Raw genomic sequence first — 12,674 nt, 5'->3', positions numbered from 1 at the left:
ATTGTGATTTAAACGAATACCCAATGGAGAGAAATTCCCCGCAAAATAAATCAGAATTACTTTTCGGTATAAGACCGATTATAGAAGCGATTGAAGCAGGTAAAGAGATTGATAAAATTCTTATTCAGAAAGAACAATCTTCACCTTTAATGAATGAATTGTTGCAGGCTGCTTCTATTCATAAAGTGCCGGTTCAAAGAGTGCCGGTGGAAAAATTGAATCGGATAACAAAGAAGATTCATCAGGGCGCTATTTGCTTCATGTCTTCTATTGTTTATGCTTCTTTGGATAATGTAATTTCTGACTGTTTTCAGTCCGGTGCGGTCCCAATGATTTTGGTGCTGGATAGAATCACTGATGTCAGAAACTTTGGAGCTATCGCAAGAACTGCAGAGTGTATGGGTGTTCACGCTATTGTTATCCCTGCAAAGGGTGCTGCTCAGATTAACAGTGATGCTGTTAAAACCTCTGCAGGAGCATTGAATCACATTCCTGTCTGCAGAGAAGAAAGCCTGATAAAAACAATAAAATATCTTAAAGAAAGTGGTTTGTCTGTAGTCGCTTGCACAGAAAAGGCTCAAAAAACTATTGCCGAAGCAGTTTATAATGACCCAGTTGCAATCATAGTGGGCTCAGAGGAAGATGGTATTTCAGATGAGATCATTAAAAAAGCAGACGAAATTGTAAGGATACCAATGGTAGGAAAGATAGGATCTCTAAATGTATCCGTAGCAGCAGGTATGATATTATATGAAGCTATTCGTCAAAGAGGATAAATAAATTAATTAAAAAAGAAAGCCCCGAAGTTCGGGGCTTTTATATTAGATGAATTTTGAGTCTTTCTTATTCTTGGTGTCTGAAACAAAATCTTTAACTCTTTGCTCATGATCTTTCTTGCAGATCATCAATACATCGTTGAACTCTGCAATGATAAAGTCTTCAAGCCCTTCTACTACTACTAATTTTTCTTTAGGTACTTTGACAATGCAATTTTTAACATCATATAACATGGTGTTTCCTTCAATCACATTGCTGTTCTCGTCTTTATTAGAAAGTTCATAGAGTGATTTCCACGTACCAAGATCACTCCAGCCGAAGTCGCTTAGCATCACGAATACTTCTTCTGCTTTCTCCATGATCCCAATATCTATAGAGACATTTTTGCATTGAGAATAAGCTGTTCCAATAAAGCCTTCTTCATCTTTAGACCAATATTTGCCGCTACCTTCTTCAAAGATTTCAGCCATTTCAGGCAAATGCTTTTGGAAGTTCTTTATAATGGCATTAACATTCCAGATAAAAATTCCTGCATTCCAGACAAAGTCACCGCTTTCCAGAAATTTCTGAGCTAATTCAAGCTGCGGTTTTTCTGTGAAGGTTTTTACTTTTTTTATTCTGTCAGGATTTTCTTCAAGATATTGAATGTATCCATATCCTGTATCAGGTCTGCTTGGTTTAATACCCAAAGTGATAAGTTTATCACTTTTCGCAGCGGCATCCATTGCGATTTTTATGGTAGATTCAAACTCATTTTCTTTAAGAATAACATGGTCTGAAGGTGCAACTACCATAGTTGCATTAGGATTGCTTTGTTTTATTTTATAACATGCGTATGCAACACACGGTGCAGTATTTCTGGCTATAGGCTCGCTCAATATCTGATCATCTTTCATGAATGGCAACTGTTGCTTCACGAGGTCAGCATATATCTTGTTTGTCACAACCAGTATATTCTCTTTTGGAAGAATATTAAAATATCTCTCTGCAGTTTGTTGTAAAAGAGATTTTCCGGTACCTAATACATCGTGAAACTGTTTTGGGAATTTCTCTCTGCTGAAAGGCCAAAATCTGCTTCCGATCCCACCGGCCATTATCACCACATAATAGTCTTTATTCATTATGTTTAAATTTAAAAATTGATCTTAATTAAGATTAAACAAGCCCTTCTTTTAATAAATCGTGAAGATGTATAAAACCTTCTACTTTTTTCCCGTTAACAACTACTAGTTGGGTTATGTTATTTTGCTGCATGATATTTAATGCATTTACAGCATACTCCTCGCTATCTATTGTTTTAGGATTTGGGCTCATGATATCAATTGCTTTGATTCCTTCTATCGTCCCAAATTTATCAAGCATTCTTCGTATATCCCCATCAGTAACGATACCGATAAGTTCATCATTTTCATTGAGAACAGCAGTAGCTCCAAGCCTTTTCGACGAAATTTCGAATATAACTTCTTTTATTCCTGCATTCGCTTTTACTGCCGGTCTGCTGTTGTGAGGAAATATATCCCCCACTCTTAAATATAATCTTTTCCCCAGAGAACCTCCAGGATGATATAATGCAAAATCACTGCTGGAGAAATTTTTCATTTCCAATAGGCAAACTGCCAATGCATCACCAATCGCTAGTGTAGCTGTTGTACTTGTCGTTGGAGCAAGGTTGTTTGGGCAAGCTTCTTTTTCTACAGTAGCATTCAAAATAAAATCTGCTTCCTGAGCAAGAAATGATTCTGTGTTGCCTACAAGCGCAATCATTTGACAGCCAGTTCTTTTGATGAGAGGTACAAGTACCTTGATTTCCGGTGTATTACCGCTTTTGGAAAGACAAATAACTATGTCATCCTTTTGTATCATTCCAAGATCGCCATGGATGGCATCGGCAGCATGCATGAACACAGCTGGCGTGCCTGTAGAGTTAAGCGTTGCAACAATCTTACTTCCTATAATTGCACTTTTTCCAATACCTGTTACAACAACTCTACCCTTGATGCGAAGTATTGCTTCTACAGTTTTCTCAAAGTCTTCATTGATGAAGTCTACAAGCTTTTTTATTGCATCAGCTTCATTCAATAAAACATTTATTGCTGTATTTCTAATATTTTTTACTAATTTCAAGGTAAGGAATCATTCAATTGTTTACCTGACAAATATATAAAGGTTTTAAGATTTAATGATGTTAGATGAGAAAATGTTAGTCGAAAATGAAGTTGAGGTAATCGGTCAGCTTAAGGCTGTATTTGGTTACAATCAATTTAGAGGATATCAGGAGGAAATCATTAGCAATGTTTTAGCCGGAAAAAACACATTCGTTATAATGCCTACTGGGGCCGGTAAATCTCTTTGCTATCAGTTGCCCGCCATCATGACAAAAGGTACGGCCATTGTTATCTCCCCTCTTATCGCTTTGATGAAAAATCAGGTTGACCAGTTAAATGCACTGGGAGTCAATGCACAATTTTTAAATTCAACACTGACAAAAGTCGAGATTAACAAAGTAAAAAAAGAAACTCTTAGTGGCGACATAAAGCTACTCTATGTAGCTCCGGAGTCTCTGACTAAAGAAGAAAATATTGATTTTCTTAAAAAGGGAAATATATCCTTTGTCGCTATAGATGAAGCACACTGTATCTCCGAATGGGGCCATGACTTTAGGCCGGAATACAGGAAAATAAAGAGTATTATAGACCAGCTTGGGCCAGGTTTACCAATCATAGCGCTTACAGCCACTGCAACTCCTAAAGTTCAGATAGATATTCAGAAGAACCTCCATATGGAGGAAGCAGCTTTATTTAAGTCTTCATTTAATAGAAAAAATCTTTACTATGAAGTCCGCAAAAAGCACAACACCAAAAAGCAACTCATCAAGTACGTGCTTGACAATAAAGGTAAGTCTGGTATTGTCTATTGTCTGAGCAGAAAGAAGGTAGAAGAAATTGCTGAACTACTTAAAGTTAACGGTATTAAGGCATTGCCATACCATGCTGGGCTTGATGCAAGTATAAGGATGAACAATCAGGATGCCTTCCTGAATGAAGATGCAGACGTAATTGTTGCTACCATTGCATTTGGAATGGGAATCGACAAACCAGATGTTCGATATGTCATTCATTATGATGCGCCCAAGTCCCTTGAAGGATATTATCAGGAAACAGGGAGAGCAGGCAGGGATGGACTTGAAGGAAACTGTATCATGTTTTATACCTTCGAGGATATACTAAAACTTGAGAAGTTTAACAAAGATAAATCTGTAACTGAGCGTGATAATGCAAAGCACCTGCTTCAAGAGATGGCGGCGTATGCTGAATCTTCAGTTTGTAGAAGAAAGCAGTTATTACATTACTTCGGTGAAACTGTAGAAAAAGATTGCGGTTTTTGCGATAACTGTATTAAACCGAAGGAGAAATTTGAAGCTCAAGATGAAGTCGTGCTAGCTGTTAAAGCAGTGATGCAGACGGAAGAAAGGTTTGATGCCAGTCATTTAAGTCTTGTTCTTGCCGGAATGGAAAATGATTATGTCAAAAGCTACAATCATAATGAGTTGGAGGTTTTTGGTAAAGGAAAAGATCAGACTATTGAGTACTGGAACTCTCTATACAGACAAATTGTACTGCAAGAATTACTCGAGAAAGACATAGATAATTTCGGGATTCTTAAAACTACAGATAAAGGTCTTGCTTACCTGGAAAAACCTGTTCCATTATCTTTCAGCAAAGATCACGATTTCTCAGGCGAAACTTCGGAAGAGGAAATTGAAAAACAGGCATCCACTGCTAAATCTTATGATCCTGCACTTTTTGATTCTTTAAAAGCCTTAAGAAAGAAAATAGCCAAAGACAAAGGTTTACCTCCATACGTAATCTTTCAGGATCCATCTCTGGAAGAAATGGCTACCACTTTCCCTACAACTAATGATGAACTTAGTCATATCAATGGTGTGGGAATGGGAAAGGTCCAAAAGTTTGGTAGGCCATTTATTGAACTGATTAAGAAATATGTTGAGGAGAATGACATTGAGACAGCTTCAGATGTCGTAGTAAAATCTTCTGTAAATAAATCCAAAATCAAAATTTTTATTATCCAGCAGATTGATAGGAAAATTGACCTGGATGAAATAGCTGAAGCTAAAGGTTTGAGCCTCGCAGAACTGACAGAGGAAATAGAACATATTTGCTATTCAGGTACTAAACTAACCCTGGATTATTATATCGATCAGATTATGGATGGTGATAAGCAAGATGAGATCTATGATTATTTCATGAGCGCTGAAAATGATAACATTGCACTTGCAATGAGAGAACTGGGGGGAGACTATTCAGAGGATGAAATTAGACTGATGAGAATTAAGTTCTTATCAGAACTGGCAAACTAAATTTGTAACACATATAGAAAATTTTACGCATTAAAATTTAAATGAATATTCTAATTGTTGGGTCGGGAGGAAGAGAACATACCTTCGCTTGGAAAATAAAACAAAGTCCGCTTTGTAAAAAACTTTTTGTAGCTCCAGGAAATGGAGGAACAGAGGGAATTGCAACAAATGTACCTGTTCAGGTAACGGAGTTTGAAAAACTAGGCAAATATAGTGTTGAAAATCAGATTGACCTGGTGCTTGTTGGACCTGAAGTACCTCTAGTAGAGGGAATCGTTGATTATTTCAAAAGTACAGACTCTTTAAAAAAAATACCTGTAATAGGCCCTTCTAAAGATGGTGCTATGTTGGAAGGTAGTAAGGATTTCTCCAAAAACTTTATGGTGAAGTATGGAATTCCCACTGCTGCATCTAAAACATTTACCGCAAGTGAGCTGAATCAAGGGCTTGAATATATTGAAACTCAGAGTCTGCCTATAGTATTGAAAGCAGATGGCCTGGCTGCCGGAAAAGGTGTTATCATTGCCCAATCAAAAGATGAAGCAAAAACAGCATTAAGAGAGATGCTGGAGGATAAGAAATTCGGTGAAGCAAGTGCGAAAGTAGTGATAGAACAATATCTTGACGGCATTGAGTTATCAGTATTTACTATTTCTGACGGATCTACATACAAAATTCTTCCTGAAGCTAAAGATTACAAGAGAATCGGTGAAAAAGATAAAGGGTTAAATACAGGAGGAATGGGAGCTGTCTCTCCGGTTCCATTTGCCAATAAGACCTTTATGGATAAGGTGGAGAAGAAGGTAATTATACCTACAATAAATGGTTTGAAGACAGAAGGAATTGATTACGTAGGATTTATTTTTTTCGGATTAATGAATGTTAAAGGGGAGCCATACGTTATTGAATACAATGCCCGTATGGGAGACCCCGAAACTGAAGTTGTAATTCCCCGAATCAAAAATGACTTTTTAGAGGTATTAGTTAAAGTAGCGAACAAAAAGCTTGACGAAGTTAACCTTGAAGTATCCGATCAGACAGCAACTACGGTGATGCTGGTAGCAGGAGGATATCCTGAGGATTACGAAAAAGGGAAAGTTATATCCGGGCTGGAAAATGTAGGTGAAGTATTGGCCTTTCATGCAGGTACTGCTTTGAAGGATGATAAGATGGTTACAAATGGAGGAAGGGTTATCGCACTTACAGGATTAGGGCCGGATATTCAGGGCGCTCTTACGAAATCAAATAAAGCAGCTGAAAATGTGATTTGGGAGAAAAGGTACTACAGAAGAGACATCGGTCTCGACCTTTTGGCTTTAATTGAAAAATAAAGAATATATTTGTAAATCATCATTTTAATGAATGATTTATAAATTTTACATACATATAAAATAAATATATAGGAGATGGGATGCAGTTCTTGTAGTTCCGGAGGCGGGTGCAGCACAACAGGTGGTTGCGGAAAAAGCGGAGGATGCTCGTCTGGCGGATGCAATAAAATGAATACATTCGATTGGCTCGGAAACATGGAGCCTACCAGAGCATATTCATTTAAAATAGCAGAAATACGTTTTAAGGGCGGAAGAAAAGAATATTTCAGAAATGTCAATGACATTGAACTTAATAATGGAGATCCGGTCATAGTTAATGTCCCAAATGGGCATCACCTGGGTTTTGTCTCTCTGCAGGGGGAATTGGTGCGTCTTCAGATGAAAAAGAAGAACATCGTTGAAGATGATCAAATTCGTGATATCTATCGAATTGCCAATGCAAAAGATATTGAGAAGTTTGACAATACTCAAAAAAGAGAGCTTCCTACACTTTTTCGTACCCGTGAAATAATCAACGAGCTGAAGCTTGATATGAAGCTAACAGATGTTGAGTACCAAGCCGATAATACTAAAGCTACTTTTTATTATTCTGCTGACGACAGAGTTGATTTTCGGGAACTGATCAAATGCCTTGCCACTGAGTTTAAAATCAGGGTAGAAATGAGGCAGATCAGTCTTAGACAGGAAGCCGGTCGTCTTGGAGGAATAGGTTCTTGTGGAAGGGAGCTTTGCTGTTCAACTTGGCTTTCTGATTTTAAAAGTGTTTCAACTTCTGCTGCCAGGTATCAGAATCTTTCTTTGAATCCAAGTAAACTTTCCGGTCAATGCGGAAGATTGAAGTGTTGCCTCAATTATGAGCTTGATACTTATGTAGATGCATTAAAGGATATTCCTACTGTCGAAGATCCGCTTCTTACTGAAAGAGGTGAAGCATATTTGCAGAAAACTGATATCTTCAAGAAAATCATGTGGTTCGGATACAGAGAGGATACCACTTGGTACCCACTTTCTGTTGACAGGGTCAATGCAATTCTTGAATTGAATAAAAAAGGTGTTTCTCCGGCTTCTTTGGATGAACACGATACTTCACTCCAGGATGAAAAGGAAAAGGCGGAAGATGATTTGAATGAATTGAAGCGTCTGGATGAGAAATATAAGAAGAAGAAAAAGAAGAAGAAGAAACCAAAAGGTCCTAATACGGTGAATGCTTCAGGAAGCGTAGAGGGTGAAACTTCTGTTCCTGGTCAAGAAAAGAAATCGCAGCAGGAAAGAAGACCTCAGGCTCAGAAACAACATCAGCATCCAAATAAGGAGAATAGAGAGAAAAACAGTCATCCTAACAGGGAAAAAGGGCCTTCTCCTCAAAATAATCAAAGGGAAAAGCAGCCACAGAGAGAGCATCAGAATGCCCCTAGAGAAAATCAGAATAGAGGTGGTCAAAATGTTCCGAGGGAAAATCAAAACAGGCCGAAAGGAAACCCTAATCAACAGCATAAAGGTAATCCTAACAATCCTAAGGGGAACCCTAATCAGTTGAAAGGTCCTAATCCTCCTAAAGGAGGAGGTAATCCTAATAAACAGGGACCTGACCAAAAAAATACAAATAATAATCCCAATTCTACCCCGGACAAACAAATATGACGAAAAACAGAATTTCGACTATTCTAGTCCTGATTTTATTTATTTTAAGCTCTTGTGATAAATCGAGGATATACGAACAAAATTTCGATTTTCCTGATAATAAGTGGGAAGAGAATAAGGAGCTGACATTCGAATTTGAGGTTCCAGATCACAGACAAATGTATAATGTATTGTATAATGTGAGGTACTCTGTCGATTATCCTTTTTATAACCTCTATATAAAATACAATTTGTTGGATTCTGCAGGCAGAGAGATTAATCAAAAACTTCAGGGAATGGATCTGATGGATTCTAAAACCGGAAAGCCTTTTGGTAAAGGGGTAAGTGGAGTTTATGATTACAGAATCTTAGCATTACCTGGTTATATTTTTCCTTATTCAGGAAAATATAAAATCAAAGTAAGGCAGTATATGAGACAAAATCCGCTCCCTCAGATATATTCATTCGGATTAAGATTAGAAAAAGCCGGTGCTTAGTACATGAAATTAAGGCTTATCGTTGGTTTGTTTCTATTGTTTGGTGTATTATCCACCCAGGGGCAGCAAATTGATGTGAAAGAAATTGAGCAGGCTGTTAAAAATCCTGAAAGCAAATTTTTCTATCCTGCCTTGCTCAAAAGGTTTAATTCTCTTGATACAACCTTAAAGAAGGAGGATTTTAAGCATCTTTATTATGGTTTTGCATTCCGGGAAGATTACATTCCTTTTGAAATGGATGACCTTGAAAAAAGGTTGAAAGAGCTCAATTATGCAAAAAGGTTTGAAGATGTAATAGATCTTGCAGATAGCATAGATCACTTGGTTCCCACCGATTTGACAGTTCTTTTTGAAAAATCTTATGCTTTAAGGTCTTTGGCTAAAAAAGAAGAAGTCATTGCCAGAAGCAAATACAATGTCTTACTTAAAGCTGTGCTTGCTTCGGGCGATGGTAAATCACCAGAGACAGCCTATCTGGTTATTTTCTTTGGGGATGAAATAGAGGTTCTAAGTGCTCTTGGGCTTAAGATTGTAGAAAGACAAACTATCCTAAAAGATAATCGCTTTTATGACGTCTGGATACTTGGGAAAAATAAACAAAAACTCGAAAAGATCTATTTTGATGTAACTATTCCTCACAAATTTGAAGAACAGGAACTCATCAAAGACCTGAAGGATAATAATTGATTAGCTAAACAAAATGTTATTTCATCAGGAAGATTGAATCTGCAGAATGAATTTTTGCTTTGATATATTATTTTTGCGCATCAAACGTTGATAACGGGTAGAAAACAAACTGGAATGGCTTTTTTTAACTTCCGCAAACTTGCTTTATGGCTTTTTATATTAATGGGAATAGCCTCTCCTTCATTCGCACAAAATGAAGGTTCGTCAGACTCGTTTGCTACTGATTCTATTCCGGATATATTGGTAGCAGCTGATAGTATTCCGAATAAAGCCAAGAAAAAGAAAAGGAAGAAAAACGTTTTCTACGGTATAAAATCTCGCAAAGGATTCACCAAAATAGGAAGAGGAAAACAGGTTACCATTGAAACTTTTCACTTGCTGAAAACCTACAAAGAACCTAACCCATATGTAGGAGAATATTATGTTTTTGATGTCCGCAAAAGGAAGGTTTTAAAAGTTACCTCCATTGATAAAAAGGAATTGATCAATTATAGAATACTGCATGGCCCCTATAAAAAAACTGTAGGTGGAGAGGTCGTTGAGTCAGGAATTTTTTATGTAGGCACAAAACATGGCAGATGGGAGCGGTATGGAAAGAACAATATATTGGTTGATAAAGTCAAATTTTATAAAGGATGGCCGAAAGAATCAGAAATTACCTACTTTGATAACGAAAGAACAAAAGTTAAAGAAGTAAAACCACTTGTTAATAAGCAGCTCAATGGTACTTATTGTCTGTTTAATGAAAAAGGCTGGACCTTAGTTCATGGAAAATATATCGATAACATCAAGGTAGGCATCTGGGTGGAATATTTTACAGAAAAAAATAAGCGGAGGAAAGAAATTCAGCATCCTGCAAGTCCTTATAAAGACGAGCAGTTTGAACCTTATGTACTTACTGAATGGGATGAAGAGGGGAATTTGATTGTCCAGAATGGAAAGGCCGTACCAGTTACCAAAACCGGAGGTAAAGATCCTTCAGGAAAAAAGCAGGCTCAAAGACCTCCTAACAGCAACAGAAATAGGAAACAGTAAACTATTTAGTGAAAAGCGTCCTCAAAGTGGACGATCTCCTGTCCGGTAATCGCAACAATATCAAATCTGATAGGACCTTTCCAGTCATTTTCAAAAATAAAGTTTTCAGCGGCGGTCATAACCAGTGAAGCTTTCCTGTCGGAGACGGCAGCTTCAGGAAAGCCAAACTTTGAATTCTTTCTTTTTTTGACTTCTACAAAGACCAACAAATTTTCTTTGCGGACTATAATATCGATTTCAAGTTTTTTATAGCGATAGTTCCGAAAGAGCACAGAATAGCCTTTTGTCTCCAGAAAATTTCCAGCGATGTCCTCTCCATTTTTCCCCGAAATAACATTGTTTCCCATTAGCTTTTTGTCGTTGATGCATTAATGAAGTATCTTGGTACCCTGAAATTCAGGTGTAAAGCTATAAAGTTGTGAATGAAGTAATTAATAAAAAAGTCTTTTTTGAAAATCTTGGTCTCATCAGTTATAAAGAAGCCTGGGATTATCAAACTAAGCTTTTTGATGAAATAGTAGCTGTTAAACTTTCAAACAGAGGCCTACCTGCTGAAGATCAAAAGCCCACACCAAATTACCTTCTGTTTTGTCAGCATCCTCATGTTTATACTTTGGGAAAAAGCGGGGATGCCGGCCATTTGCTTTTGCAGGAAGATCAGCTTAAAAAAGAAGGAATTGAATTTTACCATATAAACAGAGGCGGAGATATCACCTATCATGGACCGGGGCAACTGGTTGGCTATCCGGTTATTGACATGGAAAATTTTTTTACCGATATTCATAAATACTTGAGATTACTGGAAGAAGGAGTGATTCAGACTATTGCTGAATATGGTATAAAAGGAGGAAGAATTGAAGGACTTACCGGCGTATGGATTAATTCAGAAACACCGGAAAAAGGACGAAAAATTTGTGCTCTGGGTGTAAAGACCAGCAGATGGGTAGCCATGCATGGATTTGCATTGAATGTGAATGCTGACTTAAATTATTTTAATAATATAGTACCCTGTGGCATATCAGATAAAGCTGTCACTTCAATTGAGGCGGAGGTGGGCAAAAAAGTAAATATGGAAGAGGTGGAAGCCATTTTGAAAGAAAAACTGGCAGGCTTATTTGAAATGATCATTGTTCAAAAGTAAATTTCGAAATCAATGAAAAAGGATATTTTATTCCCTCAGGTTGAAGGTGTTTCCGTAGCAATTGTCAGAGAAGGCGATGCGGGAGAATACAGTTGGAATGTTTTCATGATTAATGAAAATAAATTTGATTTAAAAGACATTACAATCCGTTCTAAAGGATATGGTCCTAAGGAAGGCGATCAACAGATGACATCTACATTAAGGCATCATATTCAGTTACTTTCATCTCAGAGCACACTTAAAATTGAACCCATAGATCCGGCAGTATTTCATTTGTATAATGAATATTGGATCAGTTATTATGTCAATAATCAGATTTTTGATAAAAAATTTATTTTCGTGCCTGAAAGTATCATTGAAAAAAATCTGGTCTTTATTCCGCAATTGGAACTTCAGGGAATATTGCATACTTGATGCCTGATTTACAGAAGATATTTGGAAAAAGGATTTTTATCCCTAAAATTTAGGGAAACAATCAGCTTTTTAGAATGGACATACTAAAGAATGCCGGGGACATTTTATTCCTGGATATTGAAACTGTCACCGGTACGGCCTCGTATCATGAGCTTAGTGACAGGCTGCAGCATCTCTGGACAAAAAAATCAGGGATGATTGATGATCAAAAAGAACCCGATGAACTTTATTTTGAAAAAGGGGCTATATTTTCGGAGTTCGGAAAAGTAATCACCATTTCAGTAGGTTATTTCTTTTTTCAGCAGGGGGAATTATCCCTTAAAATAAAATCTTTCTGGGGGCATAATGAGAAAGAGCTCTTAGAAGATTTTAAACGACTGATTGAAAAATTTGATCCAAGAAAATTAAGACTCTGCGCACACAATGGGAAGGAATTTGATTTCCCTTATCTATGTCGCAGAATGCTTATAAACGCAATCCCAATTCCTGAAGCTTTAAACGTCTCAGGAAAAAAGCCTTGGGAAATCCTTCACTATGATACGCTGGAAATGTGGAAGTTCGGGGATAGGAAAAATTATACTTCCCTGGAAACTTTGGCCACCGTATTCGATATCCCTACAAGTAAAGATCAGATGGACGGAAGTTACGTCAATGTGTCTTACTACCTGGAAGATGGACTTGATGCAATCAGGACTTACTGTGAGAAAGATGTACTCGTCACCGCTCAGGTTTTTCTAAAGCTGCATTGTCTTGAACAGGTTGGGGAAAAAAATATTTTGTTTTGCAATTGATGA

13 protein-coding genes are annotated in these 12,674 nt (G+C 37.2%); 10 read left to right on the top strand and 3 right to left on the bottom strand.

Annotated elements, in window-relative coordinates; genetic code table 11:
* The first annotated feature begins 23 nt into the window (after positions 1–23).
* Positions 24–776: a 23S rRNA (guanosine(2251)-2'-O)-methyltransferase RlmB gene (gene rlmB, locus K350_RS0109960; RefSeq protein WP_028979788.1), complete on the top strand. Its 753-nt coding sequence runs from the start codon at positions 24–26 to the stop codon at positions 774–776.
* A gap of 45 nt (positions 777–821) precedes the next feature.
* On the opposite strand, the gene K350_RS0109955 is transcribed toward rlmB, so the two are convergent.
* Both K350_RS0109955 and K350_RS0109950 read right to left on the bottom strand, forming a co-directional pair.
* On the bottom strand, positions 822–1,898 hold the full coding sequence (locus tag K350_RS0109955) for a mannose-1-phosphate guanylyltransferase (RefSeq protein ID WP_028979787.1): 1,077 nt from the start codon (positions 1,896–1,898) through the stop codon (positions 822–824).
* A gap of 34 nt (positions 1,899–1,932) precedes the next feature.
* Positions 1,933–2,901 (bottom strand): KpsF/GutQ family sugar-phosphate isomerase, encoded by a 969-nt coding sequence (locus K350_RS0109950; RefSeq protein WP_028979786.1) that lies wholly within the window; start codon positions 2,899–2,901, stop codon positions 1,933–1,935.
* A gap of 73 nt (positions 2,902–2,974) precedes the next feature.
* Here K350_RS0109950 and recQ point away from each other — a divergent pair, with 73 nt between their 5' ends.
* From recQ to K350_RS28170, 6 genes are all read left to right on the top strand, one after another.
* Positions 2,975–5,155, top strand: coding sequence for a DNA helicase RecQ (gene recQ, locus K350_RS0109945; RefSeq protein ID WP_028979785.1), 2,181 nt, complete (start codon positions 2,975–2,977; stop codon positions 5,153–5,155).
* Between the two features lie 41 nt (positions 5,156–5,196).
* Positions 5,197–6,486 carry a phosphoribosylamine--glycine ligase gene (gene purD / locus K350_RS0109940; RefSeq protein ID WP_028979784.1) on the top strand — a complete coding sequence of 430 codons (1,290 nt, stop codon included), beginning with the start codon at positions 5,197–5,199 and terminating at the stop codon, positions 6,484–6,486.
* Positions 6,487–6,561: 75 nt separating this feature from the next.
* Positions 6,562–8,127: a regulatory iron-sulfur-containing complex subunit RicT gene (ricT, locus tag K350_RS28180; RefSeq protein WP_051313022.1), complete on the top strand. Its 1,566-nt coding sequence runs from the start codon at positions 6,562–6,564 to the stop codon at positions 8,125–8,127.
* Positions 8,124–8,603, top strand: coding sequence for a gliding motility lipoprotein GldH (locus K350_RS0109930; protein ID WP_028979783.1), 480 nt, complete (start codon positions 8,124–8,126; stop codon positions 8,601–8,603). The genes ricT and K350_RS0109930 overlap by 4 nt, the downstream gene beginning before the upstream one ends.
* 3 nt (positions 8,604–8,606) lie before the next feature.
* Positions 8,607–9,290 (top strand): DUF4919 domain-containing protein, encoded by a 684-nt coding sequence (locus K350_RS30995; protein ID WP_028979782.1) that lies wholly within the window; start codon positions 8,607–8,609, stop codon positions 9,288–9,290.
* 114 nt (positions 9,291–9,404) lie between these two features.
* Positions 9,405–10,325, top strand: coding sequence for a toxin-antitoxin system YwqK family antitoxin (locus K350_RS28170; protein ID WP_156026990.1), 921 nt, complete (start codon positions 9,405–9,407; stop codon positions 10,323–10,325).
* A gap of 5 nt (positions 10,326–10,330) precedes the next feature.
* Here the strand turns inward: K350_RS28170 and K350_RS0109915 are convergent, their stop codons facing one another.
* The gene (locus K350_RS0109915) at positions 10,331–10,672 is read right to left on the bottom strand and encodes a YraN family protein (RefSeq protein ID WP_028979781.1); all 342 of its coding nucleotides are present in this window, start codon (positions 10,670–10,672) and stop codon (positions 10,331–10,333) included.
* A gap of 71 nt (positions 10,673–10,743) precedes the next feature.
* On the opposite strand from K350_RS0109915, the gene lipB reads away from it, so the two are divergent.
* The 3 genes from lipB to K350_RS0109900 all read left to right on the top strand — a co-directional run bounded on the left by lipB (position 10,744) and on the right by K350_RS0109900 (position 12,671).
* Positions 10,744–11,466: a lipoyl(octanoyl) transferase LipB gene (gene lipB / locus K350_RS0109910; protein ID WP_028979780.1), complete on the top strand. Its 723-nt coding sequence runs from the start codon at positions 10,744–10,746 to the stop codon at positions 11,464–11,466.
* A 12-nt stretch (positions 11,467–11,478) separates the two neighbouring features.
* Positions 11,479–11,880: a hypothetical protein gene (locus tag K350_RS0109905; protein WP_028979779.1), complete on the top strand. Its 402-nt coding sequence runs from the start codon at positions 11,479–11,481 to the stop codon at positions 11,878–11,880.
* A gap of 74 nt (positions 11,881–11,954) precedes the next feature.
* Complete coding sequence (locus K350_RS0109900) at positions 11,955–12,671, top strand: 3'-5' exonuclease (protein WP_028979778.1); 717 nt, start codon at positions 11,955–11,957, stop codon at positions 12,669–12,671.
* Positions 12,672–12,674: the final 3 nt, after the last annotated feature.

It is taken from the genome of Sporocytophaga myxococcoides DSM 11118 (assembly GCF_000426725.1).
Lineage (GTDB): Bacteria > Bacteroidota > Bacteroidia > Cytophagales > Cytophagaceae > Sporocytophaga > Sporocytophaga myxococcoides.
The sequence above is the reverse complement of the archived record's forward strand: the minus strand, read 5'-3'. Positions and strand labels throughout refer to the sequence as shown.

Excerpts from the sequence above, each read along its gene's own strand:
- K350_RS0109915 (WP_028979781.1), bottom strand. The coding sequence starts at position 10,672 with ATGGGAAACAATGTTATTTCGGGGAAAAATGGAGAGGACATCGCTGGA.
- K350_RS0109955 (WP_028979787.1), bottom strand. The coding sequence starts at position 1,898 with ATGAATAAAGACTATTATGTGGTGATAATGGCCGGTGGGATCGGAAGC.
- K350_RS28170 (WP_156026990.1), top strand. The coding sequence starts at position 9,405 with ATGGCTTTTTTTAACTTCCGCAAACTTGCTTTATGGCTTTTTATATTA.
- recQ (WP_028979785.1), top strand. The coding sequence starts at position 2,975 with ATGTTAGTCGAAAATGAAGTTGAGGTAATCGGTCAGCTTAAGGCTGTA.
- K350_RS30995 (WP_028979782.1), top strand. The coding sequence starts at position 8,607 with ATGAAATTAAGGCTTATCGTTGGTTTGTTTCTATTGTTTGGTGTATTA.
- K350_RS0109900 (WP_028979778.1), top strand. The coding sequence starts at position 11,955 with ATGGACATACTAAAGAATGCCGGGGACATTTTATTCCTGGATATTGAA.
- K350_RS0109930 (WP_028979783.1), top strand. The coding sequence starts at position 8,124 with ATGACGAAAAACAGAATTTCGACTATTCTAGTCCTGATTTTATTTATT.
- purD (WP_028979784.1), top strand. The coding sequence starts at position 5,197 with ATGAATATTCTAATTGTTGGGTCGGGAGGAAGAGAACATACCTTCGCT.
- rlmB (WP_028979788.1), top strand. The coding sequence starts at position 24 with ATGGAGAGAAATTCCCCGCAAAATAAATCAGAATTACTTTTCGGTATA.
- K350_RS0109905 (WP_028979779.1), top strand. The coding sequence starts at position 11,479 with ATGAAAAAGGATATTTTATTCCCTCAGGTTGAAGGTGTTTCCGTAGCA.
- ricT (WP_051313022.1), top strand. The coding sequence starts at position 6,562 with ATGGGATGCAGTTCTTGTAGTTCCGGAGGCGGGTGCAGCACAACAGGT.